This is a genomic window from Microbacterium sp. NPDC057659 (genome assembly GCF_042799915.1).
Lineage (GTDB): Bacteria > Actinomycetota > Actinomycetes > Actinomycetales > Microbacteriaceae > Microbacterium.
Genome location: NZ_JBHVHU010000005.1, coordinates 145,868 through 161,440 on the forward strand (window position 1 = coordinate 145,868; position 15,573 = coordinate 161,440).

The 15,573-nt window shown below is 69.0% G+C and carries 17 protein-coding genes; 7 read left to right on the plus strand and 10 right to left on the minus strand.

Annotation, left to right across the window (positions count from 1 at the left end):
• Window positions 1-74: 74 nt before the first annotated feature.
• Window positions 75-593, plus strand: a complete 519-nt coding sequence (locus tag ACFVAE_RS18180; protein ID WP_378895364.1) for an adenine phosphoribosyltransferase — start codon at window positions 75-77, stop codon at window positions 591-593.
• 6 nt (window positions 594-599) lie between these two features.
• On the opposite strand, the gene ACFVAE_RS18185 is transcribed toward ACFVAE_RS18180, so the two are convergent.
• Window positions 600-1,268: a MerR family transcriptional regulator gene (locus ACFVAE_RS18185; protein WP_378895367.1), complete on the minus strand. Its 669-nt coding sequence runs from the start codon at window positions 1,266-1,268 to the stop codon at window positions 600-602.
• A gap of 250 nt (window positions 1,269-1,518) precedes the next feature.
• Here ACFVAE_RS18185 and purS point away from each other — a divergent pair, with 250 nt between their 5' ends.
• The 3 genes from purS (at window position 1,519) to ACFVAE_RS18200 (ending at window position 3,009) form a co-directional block, all read left to right on the plus strand.
• Entirely contained in the window at window positions 1,519-1,767 is a 249-nt protein-coding gene (purS, locus tag ACFVAE_RS18190) for a phosphoribosylformylglycinamidine synthase subunit PurS (protein WP_157311246.1), read from the plus strand.
• Window positions 1,764-2,471, plus strand: a complete 708-nt coding sequence (purQ, locus tag ACFVAE_RS18195) for a phosphoribosylformylglycinamidine synthase subunit PurQ (RefSeq protein ID WP_378895370.1) — start codon at window positions 1,764-1,766, stop codon at window positions 2,469-2,471. Before purS ends, purQ begins: the two co-directional genes overlap by 4 nt.
• Window positions 2,472-2,538: 67 nt before the next feature.
• Window positions 2,539-3,009 (plus strand): hypothetical protein, encoded by a 471-nt coding sequence (locus tag ACFVAE_RS18200; protein ID WP_378895373.1) that lies wholly within the window; start codon window positions 2,539-2,541, stop codon window positions 3,007-3,009.
• Between the two features lie 7 nt (window positions 3,010-3,016).
• Here ACFVAE_RS18200 and ACFVAE_RS18205 read toward each other — a convergent pair whose 3' ends face one another.
• Window positions 3,017-3,445: a DUF1761 domain-containing protein gene (locus ACFVAE_RS18205; protein ID WP_378895376.1), complete on the minus strand. Its 429-nt coding sequence runs from the start codon at window positions 3,443-3,445 to the stop codon at window positions 3,017-3,019.
• A gap of 81 nt (window positions 3,446-3,526) precedes the next feature.
• On the opposite strand from ACFVAE_RS18205, the gene ACFVAE_RS18210 reads away from it, so the two are divergent.
• Both ACFVAE_RS18210 and ACFVAE_RS18215 read left to right on the plus strand, forming a co-directional pair.
• Window positions 3,527-3,811: an ArsR/SmtB family transcription factor gene (locus ACFVAE_RS18210; RefSeq protein ID WP_378895379.1), complete on the plus strand. Its 285-nt coding sequence runs from the start codon at window positions 3,527-3,529 to the stop codon at window positions 3,809-3,811.
• Window positions 3,808-4,188 (plus strand): VOC family protein, encoded by a 381-nt coding sequence (locus ACFVAE_RS18215; protein WP_378895382.1) that lies wholly within the window; start codon window positions 3,808-3,810, stop codon window positions 4,186-4,188. The genes ACFVAE_RS18210 and ACFVAE_RS18215 overlap by 4 nt, the downstream gene beginning before the upstream one ends.
• A 54-nt stretch (window positions 4,189-4,242) precedes the next feature.
• On the opposite strand, the gene ACFVAE_RS18220 is transcribed toward ACFVAE_RS18215, so the two are convergent.
• Genes ACFVAE_RS18220 through ACFVAE_RS18240 form a run of 5 tightly spaced genes read right to left on the minus strand, consistent with a single transcriptional unit; the run spans window position 4,243 to window position 11,378 of the window.
• Window positions 4,243-5,022, minus strand: coding sequence for an SDR family NAD(P)-dependent oxidoreductase (locus ACFVAE_RS18220; RefSeq protein WP_378895384.1), 780 nt, complete (start codon window positions 5,020-5,022; stop codon window positions 4,243-4,245).
• Window positions 5,023-5,033: 11 nt separating this feature from the next.
• Complete coding sequence (locus tag ACFVAE_RS18225; RefSeq protein WP_378895387.1) at window positions 5,034-6,320, minus strand: ATP-NAD kinase family protein; 1,287 nt, start codon at window positions 6,318-6,320, stop codon at window positions 5,034-5,036.
• On the minus strand, window positions 6,317-7,927 hold the full coding sequence (gcvPB, locus tag ACFVAE_RS18230) for an aminomethyl-transferring glycine dehydrogenase subunit GcvPB (RefSeq protein WP_378895390.1): 1,611 nt from the start codon (window positions 7,925-7,927) through the stop codon (window positions 6,317-6,319). Before gcvPB ends, ACFVAE_RS18225 begins: the two co-directional genes overlap by 4 nt.
• Window positions 7,924-9,294 carry an aminomethyl-transferring glycine dehydrogenase subunit GcvPA gene (gene gcvPA / locus ACFVAE_RS18235; protein ID WP_378895392.1) on the minus strand — a complete coding sequence of 457 codons (1,371 nt, stop codon included), beginning with the start codon at window positions 9,292-9,294 and terminating at the stop codon, window positions 7,924-7,926. Before gcvPA ends, gcvPB begins: the two co-directional genes overlap by 4 nt.
• Window positions 9,291-11,378 carry a beta-galactosidase gene (locus tag ACFVAE_RS18240; protein ID WP_378895395.1) on the minus strand — a complete coding sequence of 696 codons (2,088 nt, stop codon included), beginning with the start codon at window positions 11,376-11,378 and terminating at the stop codon, window positions 9,291-9,293. The genes gcvPA and ACFVAE_RS18240 overlap by 4 nt, the downstream gene beginning before the upstream one ends.
• Window positions 11,379-11,499: 121 nt before the next feature.
• On the opposite strand from ACFVAE_RS18240, the gene ACFVAE_RS18245 reads away from it, so the two are divergent.
• A complete protein-coding gene (locus tag ACFVAE_RS18245) occupies window positions 11,500-12,156 on the plus strand; it encodes a GntR family transcriptional regulator (RefSeq protein WP_378895398.1) in 657 nt (218 codons plus the stop codon).
• A gap of 54 nt (window positions 12,157-12,210) precedes the next feature.
• Here the strand turns inward: ACFVAE_RS18245 and ACFVAE_RS18250 are convergent, their stop codons facing one another.
• From ACFVAE_RS18250 to ACFVAE_RS18260, 3 genes are read right to left on the minus strand one after another with little or no spacing between them, the layout of a single operon-like run.
• A complete protein-coding gene (locus tag ACFVAE_RS18250) occupies window positions 12,211-13,107 on the minus strand; it encodes a carbohydrate ABC transporter permease (RefSeq protein WP_378895401.1) in 897 nt (298 codons plus the stop codon).
• Window positions 13,104-14,072: a carbohydrate ABC transporter permease gene (locus ACFVAE_RS18255; protein ID WP_378895404.1), complete on the minus strand. Its 969-nt coding sequence runs from the start codon at window positions 14,070-14,072 to the stop codon at window positions 13,104-13,106. The genes ACFVAE_RS18250 and ACFVAE_RS18255 overlap by 4 nt, the downstream gene beginning before the upstream one ends.
• A 1-nt stretch (window position 14,073) precedes the next feature.
• Entirely contained in the window at window positions 14,074-15,390 is a 1,317-nt protein-coding gene (locus tag ACFVAE_RS18260) for an ABC transporter substrate-binding protein (RefSeq protein WP_378895407.1), read from the minus strand.
• Between the last annotated feature and the right edge of the window lie 183 nt (window positions 15,391-15,573).

A 15,573-nucleotide genomic window follows, 5' to 3' on the forward strand; every position in this document is an offset into this window, starting at 1 on the left:
CCATGATGCCATCATGGGAGCGCTCCCATCCACTCGTCGTGCGAGCCGGATGATGCCCGGCGTACCCTTGACCGGTGACCTCAGACGCCCTGTCCCGCGCCGAATCCCTGATCCGCTCCGTTCCGGACTACCCGAAGCCGGGCATCCTGTTCCGCGACATCACGCCCCTGCTGGCGGATGCCGAGGCGCTGCGCGTGACGACCGAGGCGCTGGTCGCCCCCTTCGCGGGCGAGTTCGACGTGGTCGCCGGCATCGAGGCGCGCGGCTTCATCCTCGCCGCGGCCGCCGCGGTGACGGCCGGCGTCGGGATGCTGCCGATCCGCAAGGCCGGCAAGCTGCCGCGCCCCGCGGCATCCGTCGACTACGACCTCGAGTACGGCACCGCGACCGTCGAGATGCACGACGACCTGCCCGCCGGGTCTCGCGTGCTGCTCATCGACGATGTGCTGGCCACCGGCGGAACGCTCGAGGCCGGCCGCACGATCGTCGACCGGCTCGGCTACCGACTCGCGGGCATCTCGGTGCTCTTCGAGATCGACGGCCTCGGCGGTCGCGACCGCATCGGCGACCTGCACACCGTCTTCCGGTCCTGAGCCTGCTCAGCCGCGGGCCGGCGGCCTCGCCAGGTCCTCCGGCGCATCGCCCCTGGCGATGGCCTCACGGATCGACACCGCCGCATGCGCGAGACTGCTCACCGCGACCAGCTGCCGGGCACGGGCGTTGATCGCCACCAGCATCCGTCTGGCGATCTGGTCCGCCGACCCGGTGGGGCCGAGGGCCGTCACGTTGTGCGCGGCGAGCGGCTCCAGGGCGTCCGCGTAGGCCATGAGCGTGTCGACGTCGTAATCGAGTCCCACCTGCGAGGCCGTCGACAGCGCGTGCACGAGTCCCTGTTCCGCGGCACCGGGGTACCCGCGCCAGTCACGGCGCCGCATCAGTTCGTAGGTGCGCTCGCGATACTCCGCGAGCGCAGGGTCGGCGGCGCTGCCGTCCGGCGTGCCGAGCGCGAACGCCTGACACGCGTTCATGACCTCGAGAGTGCTCGTGCCCCCGTCGATCAGTGAAGTGAGCGCGCGGATCTGCTCGACGGATGCCCGGTACTCGTCGCGCATCAGCAGGATCAGCAGCGCCCGATCCACGTGCCGCTCGTCGTAGACCGCCGTCGTCTTGTTCCGCAGTCGGCCGGACGGCAGAAGTCCGACGCGGATCCAGTGCTTGAGCGTCGATGACGGGACACCGGTCCGCTCGACGAGTTCGCTGAGCTTCATGATTCCCCCTCCGGTGTTGGAGAGCACGAGCCCCTCCCGCTCTCCACGGTGCGAGCACCTGCCGAAGACTCTAGCCTCGAGGCAGGGGATCGCGTCCTGCACGGCCCCTCCGCCGCGGGACGACGAGCGTGGGGATCGCTCATCCGGTCCGGGCGGATGCACATCGGGGGGTGCGGCATCCGCCCGGACGGACTCCGTTCGCCGGGCGATAGACTTATCGCATCCCCGCCCGCGACACTCGGAGCCTGCTATGCCCACCATCGTCGTCGACGTCATGCCCAAGGCCGAACTTCTCGACCCGCAGGGGAAGGCCGTGTCCGGCGCATTCTCCCGTCTCGGGATCGAAGGCTTCGAGGGCGTCCGCATCGGCAAGCGCTTCGAGCTCGCCGTGGAGGGCGAGGTCACAGACGAGCTCCTCGCCGAGGCCAAGCGCGTCGCCGACGAGGTGCTCTCGAACTCCGTGATCGAGGATGTCGTGGGCATCGAGGTCGTCGAATGACCGTTCGCATCGGGGTCATCACCTTCCCCGGTTCGCTCGACGACCGCGACGCGCAGCGCGCGATCCGCATCGCCGGCGCCGAGCCCGTCGCCCTCTGGCACGGCTCGCACGACCTCGACGGCGTCGACGCGCTGGTGCTGCCCGGCGGCTTCAGCTACGGCGACTACCTGCGCTCCGGCGCGATCGCCGCGCTCTCGCCGATCATGACCGAGGTCAAGGATGCCGCAGCATCCGGCATGCCCGTCCTGGGCATCTGCAACGGTTTCCAGATGCTGGTCGAGGCGCATCTGCTGCCCGGCGGCCTGATCCGCAACGACAACCAGCACTTCGTCCGCCGCGACCAGAGGCTGACGGTCGAGAACTCCTCGACGGCGTGGACCTCGGCGTTCGAGCAGGGCCAGGAGATCGTCATCCCGCTGAAGAACGGCGAGGGCGGCTACATCGCCAACGAGGACACGCTCGACCGCCTCGAGGGCGAGGGGCTTGTGGCCTTCCGCTACGCCGGCGTGAACCCGAACGGATCGCTGCGCGACATCGCCGGCATCACCAACCCGGCGGGCAACGTCGTGGGCCTCATGCCGCACCCCGAGCACGCCACCGAGCCGGGCTTCGGCCCCGACACGGCTTCGGCGATGCGCTCCGGCGTCGACGGCCTCGGCTTCTTCACGTCGGCCATCGAGGCCGTCGTCCGCGTCGCGGCCTGACCCGACGTCTGCATCCGCGCACCGTACAGGGTGTCGCCTGCGGTCCTCGCGAGCGCAGAATGGGTATGTGACGGCATCCGATGATCGCGTGCTGGGCCCCGGCCTGCTGCCCACGCCGTTCACGGCCGGCGAGATCCGCGCTGCCTCCCGCGCGGGCCTGCTGATCAGGATGCTGGTGGAGCTGCCCGACGGCACGGCGTACAAGCGGTTCAACGCGTTCGTCGACGGCGACGACGAAGGCGCGACGCTGGAGCAGTGGCGGGCGGATGCCCCCGACGAGGTTTCCTCGATTCGAGTGACCTGGCACGAGCTGCAGGGGCACGCCGCGTTCCCGATCGACGGCACGGCGGCGTCGATCGAGCAGATCGATCTTCCGCTCGGACGCCTGGAGTGCCGACGCTACGACACGGCCGCGACAGGCGAGCCGCCCGCCACGTTCTGGTTCTCGCCCGGGCATCCGGGTATGCCCGTGCGGTACGAGGTCCGGACGGATGCCGGCACGACGCGGACGACGGTGGAGGAGATCCGGCCGCTCTGACTGCGGATCAGAAGATCGGCGGCGGCCAGACTCCGATGATGACGGCCATCACGACCACAGTGATCAGCTCGTGCGCGATGTTCAGCGTCGTGAGCTTGGTCGAGCGCCCCTCGAACGCGTCGTGGGTGATGAAGCGCGCGGCCGTGAAGCCGGCCCACAGCACAATCGAGGTCGCGACGGCGGCTCCCAGGTATGAGCCCTCGTAGAAGTGCCATGAGATGGATGCGGCCCCGGCGAGCACCCAGGCCGTGATGAAGCTCACGATCACGGTCGTGATCATCGGCCACAGCGGTCCGCGCGCGGGTTGGTCGAGGTTCACGCCGGCGAGCTTCGCCCAGCGCTCGCCCATCACCGGCCGGGCGTACCAGATCGCCCCCACCACCATGCTCGACACGGTCGCCAGCAGCACCGCCCAGTAGTTGATCTCGGGAACCATGAGAGCCTCCTCGCTCGTGCCGTCAGGATACTGCCCGGCGTCCTCTTGATATGCAAGCATCCACTTGCCTATCATTGACGCGTGTCCGATCTGTTCCACGCCCTCGACGACCCGACGAGGAGGCTCATCCTCGACGCCCTGTCCGAGCGCGACGGTCAGACGCTGTTCGAGATCTGCTCCACGCTCACGATGCGGCACGGCGTGACCTCCAGCCGACAGGCGGTGTCGCAGCACCTGACCGTGCTCGAGGCCGCCGAGCTCATCTCGACCGAGCGACGCGGTCGTTCGAAGTTCCACTACTTCCACCCCGAACCCATCGCCCGGATCGCCGAGCGGTGGCCGATCACAAGGAGAACACCCTCATGAGGATCGAACTGACCAGCATCTTCGTGAACGACCAGCGCAGCGCGCTCGCGTTCTACACCGACGTCCTCGGCTTCGAGAAGCACCACGACATCCCGATCGGAGAGGCGGCGTGGCTGACCGTCACCTCGCCGGAGGGCGGCGCCGAACTGCTGCTCGAGCCGTCCGACCACCCGGCCGTGAAGCCCTACCGCGACGCACTCGTCGAGGACGGCATCCCGCTCGCGCAGTTCGCCGTCGACGACCTCGCCGCCGAGCACGAGCGTCTGACCGGCCTCGGCGTGGTGTTCACGCAGCAGCCCACCGACATCGGCACAGCCCTCGTCGCCGTCTTCGACGACACCTGCGGCAACCTCATCCAGCTGGTCCAGATGAAGTGACGGGCAGGCACGAACCGGGGGCCGAAGTGCGCAGGGCCGGATCCCGGAAACTCGTCAGGCGATGCCGCCGCCGTCGACCACGAGGGCCGAGCCGGTGACGTACGACGACTCGTCGCTGGCCAGCCACACCACGGCTGCGGCGATCTCGCTCGGCTGACCCATGCGGTTCAGCGGGCGCTCGGCCGCCTCGGCGAGGAATCCGGCCTGGTCCTGCCCGAGCTGCTTGGCCTCGTCACGCAGCATGCCGGTGTCGACGTCACCCGGGTTCACCGAGTTCACGCGGATGCCCTGCGGCCCGTGGTCGATCGCCAGCGCGCGGGTCATGTTCACCACGGCGCCCTTCGACGCGCAGTACGAGATGGCCTGGCCGCCGCCCTTGAGGCCCCAGCCCGAGCCCGTGTTGACGATGGATCCGCCGCCGTTCGCGGCCATGATCGGCACGACGTGCTTGCACATCAGGAAGATCGCGCGCACGTTCACGCCGAACACGCGATCCCACTCCTCGACCGTGATCTCGACGGCCGTCGTACGGCGGATGATGCCGGCGTTGTTGAAGACGACGTCGATGCCGCCGAGCTCCTCGACGACGGATGCCACGACCCGCTCGATGTCCGCCTCGCTGGACACGTCGGCGGCGAGCGCGATCGCCGTGCCGCCTGCGGCGCGGATCTCCTCGGCGACAGCCTCCGCGGCATCCGCGTTGAGGTCGACGACGGCCACCGACGCGCCCTCCGCGGCGAAGGCGAGCGATGTGGCGCGGCCGATGCCGCCGGCCCCGCCTGTGACGATGGCGTTCTTGTTCTGCAGGCGCCCTGCAGTGTTCTCGGAAGTCATGGTTGATCCTTTCAGACGGTTTCGTAGAGCCGCTCGGGGGCGGCGACGGGGTAGAAGGCGGTGGTGGAGGCCCCGGTCACGATGCGGATATGCCCCGCCAGCCGCGCGTCGAGGTCGGGGGCTCCGGTGTCGACGATGAGTGGACTCCCGCCGAGGTCGATGAGCTTCTGCTCGGGGGCGACGACGAGCAGCGGGTCGTCGCCGAGAGCCCGGATGACCCGGGCGGAGAGCTGCTGGTTGCCACGGCCGAGCAGGAATCCCTGCCCGCCGATCACGGTGACGACGGCCTTCGCGGGGCCCTGCGCGATCTCGTCGAGCAGCTGCTGCTCGGAGGCCGCGGTGGCCAGCAGTTCGCCGTCGCGGATCACATCGACGCCGAGCGCCGTCGAGCGGATGCCGAGGATGCGGGCGACCTCGGCGGTCGTGCCGCCGGGTCCGAGCAGGTATCGCACCCCGGGCTCGAGGCGCGCGACCACGCCGCGCGCCGCCGCGGCGACGGCCGCCTGCTCGCTCGCGGGCGTCGCAGCCTTGCGCGCCTGGGTGCGGCCGGGAACGACAGGGACAGGCAGCGTGCCGAACAGGGTCGGGGACACGCGCACCCGTCGCATCTGCTCCTCGTCGATGTCGAGCACCTCGCGCTCGGTCGCCGGCAGTCCGCCGCGGCTCAGCCATTCGGATGCCACGGAGCCGGCAGCCCGCGGGCTGACCGCGAACACCGGCGAGTACATCTTCACGCCGGCGGGGATGCCCAGCACCGCCGGCATCCGCTCCTCTGCACGGGACGGATGCAGGACCGATTCACGGATGTCGGCGGACACGCCGACGTATCCGTCTGCTGGCCCGTCTCCCTGTGTCCGCACCGAGGCCAGTCCGTCGACGACGTCGCGCATCGTGCCGTCGCCGCCGACCACGAGGATCAGCTCGCAACCCGCGGCGGCGAGGGCCGCGACGGCGGCTGCCGTGTCCGCGGCATCCGTCCCCGACGTCGTATCGCGCAACTGGCCGGATCCTGCGTTCGAATGCAGCGAGTCAGACAATTCGGAACAGGGCGGGTACACGACCCACGGCACCAGTCCGGCGGCCCGTACGGCGTCCGCGCCCATCGCGCCGGATGCCGTGGCGAGCACCGCCCCTGGATGCCGCGAAGCGACGACCTCGAGCGCCGTCAACGCGCGCAGGCCGGCGCGCGGGGCGGAACCCCGCTCGCGCGCCGAGCGCTGCACATCCGCGCCGTCGGAACCGGCGAGCCCCGCGGGCCCGCCGATCCCGGCGACGGGGTTGACGACGAGACCGATCACGCGCTCACGGCCTCCGAGACGGATGCCGCGAAGTCGGCCGGGATCTCGCCGAAATACTTCCGGCGGTAGGCGCGCCAGGTGATGGCCCAGCGCTCCGGGTTGTCCAGGTCGTCGTGGTGGGTGTGGTGCACGGTCTGGTTGTGCGGAGCGGTGCGGACGACCTCAGGGGTCTCGCGCGCCTCGCGGGCCACCTCGGCCAGCGCCGCGACGTACTCGTCGATCTCGGCCTTCGAGTAGCACTCGGTGGGCTCGAGGGTGAACGGCTGCGGCACGACGTACGGGTGGTGACTCGTCCAGTAGTGGAAGCCGTAGTCGGCCATGCGGATGCCGATCTCCTCCGAGGAGATGCCGGTCTGCTCGTACAGCTCCTGCCACGAGTACCGCACCTGCTCGATTCGGCGCCGGCCCGTCGCGTACGGTGCGGAGGCGCCGGGGATCTCCAGCACCCGCTTCAGCAGGTAGTTGTTGTTCAGCACGGCGATCTGCGAGGCGGTGAGCATGCCCTCCGCCCCGAGCGCCATGATCCACGCGTACGCCCGCACGATGTGCAGGATGACGCCGTGGGCCGGAGCGACGTGCCCGATCGACAGCGCGCCCGGCTCTCGGACGACGAAGCCGCTGCCGGTCCTCTCCACGCGCGGACCGGGAAGGAACGGCGCGAGTGCGGCGCTGACCGCGTTCGCTGCGGCGCCGGGACCACCGCTGCCGTGCGGGGCGGAGAACGTCTTGTGCAGGTTGAACTGGCACACGTCGAATCCGGCGTCCCTGGCCCGGGTGATCCCGAGGATCCCCGCCGCGTTCGCCTGGTCGTAGGAGGCGAGGGCGCCGACCTCATGGGCGGCGTCCACCCACTCCCTGATCGCCGGGTTGTAGATGCCGGTGTCCTCGGGATTGGTCACCATGATGGCTGCGGTGCGCTCCGACAGCGCCGCCCTGAGCGCCGCGAGGTCGGGGTAGCCGTCGGCGTCGGGATAGATCGTGATGACCTTGTAGCCGGCGACCTTGGCCGCGGCGGCATTCGACGGGTGACTGAAGATCGTCGTGATCACCTCGTCGCGCTGCTCGCCCTCACCACGCGACTCGTGGTACGCGCGGATCATCGCAATGTTCGTCCAGATACCGGCGGATCCACCCGGAGACGCCAGCGAGACGGCATCCATGCCGGAGATCTCGGCCATCAGCTGCTCGAGACGCCAGATCATCTCCAGCGCACCCTGCGTGTCCGCCGGATCCTGCGCGGGGTGCAGTGCGCGCAGCTGCGGCACCTCGATGAGCTGGTCGTTGATCTTCGGGGAGTACTTGATCGTGCAGGTGCCCTGGCCGATGTCCACGTTGAGGTCGGAGCCCAGGTTCTCCTGCGAGAGCCGCAGGTAGTGCTTGAGCACGCGCATCTGAGCGATCTCGGGCAGCGCGGGCGGGGCGGCTCGCCGCATCCCCTCCGGCAGGTCGGCGACGACGTCACCGACGGCGTCGCGCACGGCCGGCTCGACCGGCGAGACGGCGATGCCGCGTTCGCCCGGGGTGGAGAGCTCGAAGATGATGGGCTCGTCCCAGCTGGCCTGCTGGAACCGGCGCGGGCTGGTCTTGGGTGCGATGGGAAGGCTCACTTCGCCTGCTCCTCGGTCTCGATGGCCGCAGCGACGGCGGCTGCCAGACGGTCGATGTCGGATGCCGGGGTGGCGTCGGTGACGCACACCAGCAGCGTGCGGTCGTCGACGACGACGCCCGGTTCGATGCCGTCGGCACGCAGCGCCTCGACGAGCGCGGGCGCCGAGGGCACCGTGATGGTGAACTCGCGCAGATGCAGTGCGTCGTCCCCGAGCCGCACACCGGGGACGGCGGCGAGCTTCTGCTGCGCGTACCGGGTGCGGGCCAGCAGCAGCTCGCCGAGCTCGGCCATGCCGGCCGGCCCCATCAGTGCGAGATGCACGCCGGCCGCGATGCCCCAGAGTGCGGCCGCTGTGCCGACCCACTCCTTCCCCTCTTCGCGGTGCGCGAAGGAGGTGCGGTCGTAGGCGACGTCGCCGAAGCCGTACTCCCCCGGCACGTCGGTGGACTCGAGGCCGAACAGGCGCGAAGGCATCTCCATCACGAACTTCGGGTCGTCATGCACGGCGATGAACCCGGCGTGCGCACCGCCCAACCACTGGTGCAGACCGAGCGACTGGATGTCGCCGGTGACGATGTCCGCTCCCTGCAGCGCGGGCGGCGTGAGCACGCCGTAGCCGATCGGGTCCGTGCCGACCACCAGCACCGCGCCGGCCGCGTGTGCGGCGTCCGCGATCTGCTGCAGCTGCGTCTCGACCGCGCCGGTGAAGCTCGGGGTCTCCACCCAGACCGCGGCGACATCCTCTCCGAGACGGGCCTGCAGGGTGTCGATGTCGGCGATCGCACCGCTGGTGCCGATCAGCTCGATCTCCAGGTAGGACCTGGTGTAGTCGTGCACTTTCGACGCCTTCTCGGGCAGCACGTCGCTGACGGCGAGCACGCGCCGACGGCCGGTGAGCCGGGCGGCCATCGCCAGGCCCGTGGCAGTGGCCTGATAGCCGTCGTAGGTCGGGACGTTCACGACGTCCATGGCGAGCAGCTCGGCCATCAGCGACTGGTACTCGAACAGTGCCTGGAAGCGGCCGTGATCCTCGTAGGGCTCCCCCGCGTACGCCGTGAGGAACTCGCTGCGGCGGATCACCTCGTCGACGACGGCCGGGACGTAGTGGTTGTATGTCCCGGCTCCGAGGAAGCTGAGCCGCTCCTCGGTCGTGCGGTTCTGGGAGAGGATGCCGCGGACGTGCCGGGCGAGGTCCTGCTCGGCCGGCAGTGCCTTCGGGATGTCGAGCGGGCGCCGCAGACGGAGCGATTCCGGAACGTCGGCGTAGAAGTCCTCGATGGATTCGGCACCGGTGGCCGCGAGCATCGCCGCTCGCGTCTCGGGCGCCGTGTTGGGGATGTACGGATGCACGTAGGCAGTCGTCATGCTTGCTCCTTCACGGATGTGATTGCGGTCAAGAGTTCGGGGAACGGGATGTCGTCGGCGTGGGGCGCGGCGAGCACCGCGACGCCGTAGGGGCCCAGCTCGACGCGGCCGTCGTGGGCCGCCCCGGTGAGAAGGTCGGTGCCGTGCGCGTTCCAGGCGATCGGCTCGGTGCCGTGGTTCAGCAGGAACGTGTAGTCGGTGTCTCCGTCGGTGCGGGTGACCGCCTCGGCGTTCACATCGGCGTCGGCACGGAGGGGCAGTCCGGCCGTGCCGAGCACGTCGCGGAACACCGTGAGCAGTCCCTCGGACTCGAGCATCGCGCTGACGTACCAGGCGGTGCCGTCGCCGACGCGCCGCCGCGTGATCGCCGGCAGCCCGTCGAGCACGCCTCCGGCGTAGCATCCGCGGATCTCGGTGCCCTCGTGCGACTCGAGCCATTCGCTCCAGTGCGGCACGACCAGGTCCTGGTCGCCGTATCGGATGCTCGCGACGAGGCCGTCCGAGAGAGGCCACTGCTCGTCGACCTCGACGCCGAGCAGGTCGCGCAGCGGGCCCGGGGCCCCGCCGTCGTGCACCTTCTCGGTGGCATCCACCACGCCGGAGAACGGGCCGACCACGACGTGGCCGCCGCCCTCGACGAAGGCGCGCAGCGCATCTGCCTGCGGCTGCTCGACGATGTAGAGGTTCGGCACGATCACGACGTCGTACTTGTCGAACGGCCCGGTGGCGCGCACCGCGTCGACGGGCTGTCCGAGCGAATACATGCCGCGGTGCCAGGCGCGGGCCTGCTGCGCCCATTGCAGCCGCTGCGAGGGCAGCGACTCGATCTGCGTCGACCCCCACCAGGAATCGTGGTCGATGACGAGCGCGACGCGCGAGCGCACCCTGCTGCCGCGCACCGGCTCGAGCCGCTTCAGCTCGAGCCCGAGGGCCTTGGTCTCCTGGTAGCTGCGCGAGCGCTCGCCGCGGTGGCCCAGCATCGACGAGTGGAACTTCTCCTGACCGTACTTCGCCTGACGCCACTGGAAGAACATCACCGAGTCCGAGCCGTGCGCGATCGTCTGCAGGCTCTCCACACGGATCTTGCCCGGCGCCTTCGGCACGTTGATGTCGCGCCAGCTGGTGGCGCTGGCCGAGGACTCCAGCAGCAACCACGGCCGCCCGCCCTTGAGCGAGCGCATGTAGCCGTAGTTCAGGGCCGCGCCGACATGCGACGTGGGGTCGGCGGGCTCCGGGTACGCGTCGTCGGTGACGATGTCCTCGGCGGCCGCGAAGTCCCAGTAGTTCAGATCGCGCAGCATGCTCATGAAGTTCGTCGTCACGGCGATGTCGGGCGTGACCTCGCGGAGCACGTCGATCTCGAGCTGGAACAGTTCGAGCATGGCGTCGGACGAGAACCGCTCGAAATCGAGCAGTTTGGTCGGATTGATCGGGCCCGGGGCCTTCTTCGGCGTCTCGATGTGGTCCCACGAGGTGTAGCGCTGGCCCCAGACGTTGACGCCCCAGGCCTCGTTCAGACCGTCGAGGTCGCCGTAGCGGTCCTTCAGCCATCGGCGGAAGTGCCTGGCCGACTCGTCGCACCAGCAGCGCGAGATGTGGTCGCCGTACTCGTTCGAGATGTGCCACATCGCAAGGCCGGGGTGCTCACCGTAGCGCTCGGCCATCGCACGGGTCATCCGCGCGACGTTCTCGCGCCAGATCGGCGAGGACGGGCAGTAGGTCTGCCGCGAGCCGAACTCCAGGCGGTGTCCCTCCGAGTCGGACGGCCCCATCTCGGGGTGCGCGCGCAGCAGCCAGGACGGCGGGGTCGCGGTGGCGGTCGCCAGATCGATGCGGATGCCGGCCTCGTGCAGCAGATCGAGGATGCGATCGAGCCAGCCCCAGTCGTAGACGCCGGGCTCGGGCTCGAGCTGCGGCCAGCTGAAGATCGGCAGGCTCACCATCGTGACGCCCGCCTCCTTCATGAGCCGGATGTCCTCGAGCCAGGTCTCCTCGGACCACTGGTCGGGGTTGTAGTCGCCGCCGAAGGCGAGGGAATCGATCCGGACCTCCCGGATGCGCTCGTCGTCGCGCTGCTGGGTCACGAAGGTTCTCCTCTCTGAGTCTGGACAGAAACACTGTTCAATGTATTCTGTATACAGCAAGCGTATGGCGAATCCGGGAGCCGGTCAAGCCGTAGGCTGACCGGAGGCCGAAGGGGACCACATGGCTATCGAACGGAAGAACCTGCGCTCGCAGGTTCGCGAAGAGCTCCTCACCCGCATGCGCACCGGACAGGTGCAGCCCGGCGAGGGCATCAACGAGGTGCAGCTCGCCGGCGAGCTCGGCGTCAGTCGCACTCCCCTGCGCGAGGCGCTCATCGCCCTCGAATCCGAGGGGCAGATCACCAGCGAGAACGGCAAGGGCTTCCGCTTCGTGCCGCTCAGCGCCGGGGAGTTCGAGGACCTCGCCCCCGTCATGGCCGCGCTGGAGAGCCTCGCACTCGAGCTCAGCCCGGTCGACGGACTGAGGAGCGTCGGCGCGCGGCTGGTCGAGCTCGCCGAGGCGTTCACCGACGAGCACGTCGAGCACTCACTGGTGATGACCAAGGACGACGAGTGGCACGCCCTGATGCTCTCGGTGTGCCCGAACAAGCGGCTGCTCGACGTCATCGAGAGCGTCCGCGGCTCGTTCCACCGCTACGAGGCTCTGCTGGTCGCCGATGACGTCAAGGTCGACCGCGTCGCCGCCGAGCACGCCGCGATCGCGCACGCTCTCGCCGACGGCGACGTCCCGCGAGCCGTCGAGGCTCTCAAGCTGAACTGGATGCAGGGCATGCGCCGCATCCTCGACAACTCCTCCAGCGCGTACTTCGAGGCCTGAGCCCGACCATGGCGGGCTGCCGGGAGCGATCACTCCCGACAACCCGCCCAGCGCTCAGCCCTTGACCGCGCCGCCGAGCAGGCCGGCGACGAACTGCTTCTGGAACACCAGGAACAGGATGAACAGCGGCAGCGTGGCCAGCAGCGATCCCAGCATCAGCCCGGAGTAGTCCACGCGGCTCAGCCCGATCATCGTGTTCAGCGCGACGGGGATCGTGTACTTGTCCTCACTGTTCAGCATGAGCAGCGGCCAGATGAACGAGTTCCACTGGCTGATGAACGTGTAGATGATCAGCGCGGCGATCTGCGGCCTCGCCACCGGCAGCACGATCCGGTAGAAGGTGCGCAGCTCGGAGGCTCCGTCGATGCGCGCCGCCTCGATGAGCGTGGTCGGGAAATCGAGGAACCCCTGTCGCATCAGGAAGATGCCGAACGCGTTCCCGAGGAACGGGATGATCAGCGCCTGATAGGTGTCGATCCAGCCGGCGCTGGCCATCATCTGGAACAGCGGCACCAGCAGAACCTGCATCGGGATCATCATCGTGACGAGGATGACGCCCAGCAGCACACCGCGACCGCGGAACCGGTAGGTCGCCAGACCGTAGCCGCACATCACGCTGATGATCGAGCTGAAGACCGTGTAGAGCACGGCCACCAGCACGCTGTTCAGCATCACCTGACCGAACCCGATGCTCTCCTGCAGCCGGCCCAGGTTCTCCCAGAACTCGCCGCCGGGCAGCAGCGGCAGCGGCGTGACGAACAGGTCGCTGGTCTTGTGCGTCGAGGCGATGACCATCCACAGGAACGGGATCAGCGCGAGCACGCTGGCGATGATCATCACCAGGTAGACCGGGCTGCGCAGGATGATGCGCCGCATCAGCGGCTCACCGCGCCGGCGATCCGGCATCCCGCTCCGACGCGCGCGGCCGGTCGTGATCAGCTGCGTGGTCATGGCTTCTCCCTCATGATGCGGAACTGGATCACGGCGATGATGCCGGTGAGGATGACGAGCATCCACGCCAGGGCGCTCGCGTACCCGAAGTCGAACTGCTGGAAGCCGATCTTGTAGAGGTAGAGCACCGGAGTGAGAGTCGCGTTGTTCGGGCCGCCGCCGGTGAGGATGAAGTTCTCGTCGAAGAGCTGCAGCGCACCGATCGTCGACGTCACCGTCGTGAAGATCAGCACCGGGCGCAGCTGCGGCACCACCACGTGCCAGAAGGTCTGCCAGCGGCCGGCACCGTCGATGCGCGCCGCCTCGTACAGCTCGGCGGGGATCGCCTGGAGACCGGCCAGGATGATGACCATGTTGTAGCCGGTCCAGCGCCACGTGATCGAGGCGATGACCGCCACGCGCGCCCAGAACTCGTTGTTCAGCCAGTCGATGGGACCGGCCCCGAAAAGGGCGAGGAACTGGTTGAGCATGCCGCCGTCGGTGGTCATGATCACCCGGAACACGACGGAGTAGGCGACCAGGGTGGTGATCGAGGGCAGGAAGGTGATCAGCCGGAATCCGGAGCGGAACCGCAACCAGGCCTGGTTCAGCAGATAGGCGAGTCCGACCGCGAGCGCGATCATGATCGGCACCTGCACGACGAGGATCAGCAGCGCGTTGCCCAGGCTCTTGATCACGAGCGGGTCGCGGAACATCCGGGCGTACTGGTCGAGGCCGACGAACGTCGACACCCCACCGGAGGTCTTGAAGAAGCTCTGCAGCAGCGAGACCGCGAGCGGGTAGGCGAAGAAGATCACCAGCAGGGCGGCGGCCGGCAGGGCGAACCACATGCCGGGCCGGTGCATGCGCGCGGCGAACCGCCGGCTGGATCGGGATGCCCGGGGGCCTGGACCACCGGCATCCGTCTGTGCGCCGGAGCCGCGGCGGTCCGCGCCGCGGCTCCGGGTCGGACTGGCGACGCTCATGTCAGCCGGCGATCTTCCGGCCGGTCGAGTTCGCGATCTGGGATGCCGCGTCGTCGAGCGCCTTCTTGGGGTCCTCGCCGTTGAGCACGGCCGCGGCGACGGCGTTCGAGACCGCGTCGGATGCGACCGACTGGTCTGAGGTGAACGTGATGGACGGGATCTTCGGCGTCAGATCGGCGAAGGTCTGGAACACCTTCTGGCCGCTGAAGTAGTCGCTCGACTGCTGGAAGAAGTCCGACTTCAGCGCGGGCAGGTAGGCGGGGAACAGCCCCTCCTCCTTCATCATGCTCGCCTGGTTGTCGCTGTTCGCGAGCACGTAGTCCATGAAGTCGGCGGCGAGCTGCGGGTTCTTCGCCTGCGTCGGGATCGCAAGGCCAGAGCCGCCGCTGTTCGAGGTCGGGGCACTGTCCGCGCCGAAGAGCGGCAGATCCTGCACGGCGTACTTGCCGGACAGCTCCGGCGCCTCACCCTCGAGCGTGCCGATCCACCAGACGGCCTCGGGGGTGACGGCCGAGTCGCCGTCCTTTGCACTGGTGACGCTGGCGTCCCAGCCCTTGGCGTTCTTGATCAGGCCCTTCTTCTGCATGTCCTGCAGCAGGGTGAGCGTCTGCACGGCCTCGGGGGTGTTCACGGTGATGTCGCCGTCGGCGTTGAACAGGCCCTGGCCCTGCTGCTGCAGCATCATCGAGAACGGGCCGCCCGCCGACAGGTCGGCGGTGAGCAGCGTGTGGCCGCTCTTGGCCTTGATCGTCTCGCCCGCTGCGACCAGGTCGTCCCAGGTCTTGATGGATGCGGGGTCGACTCCCGCCTGCTCGAAGTAGTCGGTGCGGTAGAACAGGCCGACGGTGCCGGAGTCCCACGGCGCCATGCGCAGCTTGCCGTCCTTGTCGGTGCCGGTGTCCCATTTGAACGGGTCGAAGTCCGCCTTCTGGTTGCCGAGCACCGGCGAGAGGTCGGCGAAGCCCTTCGGGAACTGGGTGATGTAGCTCTGGTTGTGGTCGGTCTCGAGCGTGATCATGTCGGGCAGACCGGTGCCGGCCTGCAGCCCGACCGAGATCTTGTCGTAGGCGTTGTCGTAGCCGATGTCGACGACCTTGATCGTGACGCCCTTGTGGTCCTTCTCGTAGTCCGCGCCCAGGCGCTTGAGCGCCGTGGCCGCGACATCCCAGGACCAGATGGTGATCGTGCCGGTGGCGCCGCCGTCCTTCTTGAGCGCATCTCCGCTCCCGGCGGGTGCTCCGCCTCCGAAGGCGCATCCCGACAGGGCCATGGCCGCCGTCGCAGTGATCGCCACTGCGAGCATTCCGCGTCGCTTCATCCTGACCTCCTCGTCAAAATTGGATATTGCATACAGTACACGGATGTTGACGTGGACACCAGCCCTCCTCCACCCGCCTCTCGACCCTCTCGCGGGCACGAAAAGGGGGCCGACACGCCAGATGTCGGACGGTTCCGCGGAAAGCCTCCGCCAACGGGGCGGGGGGGCCCCGGGGTGTCTGTG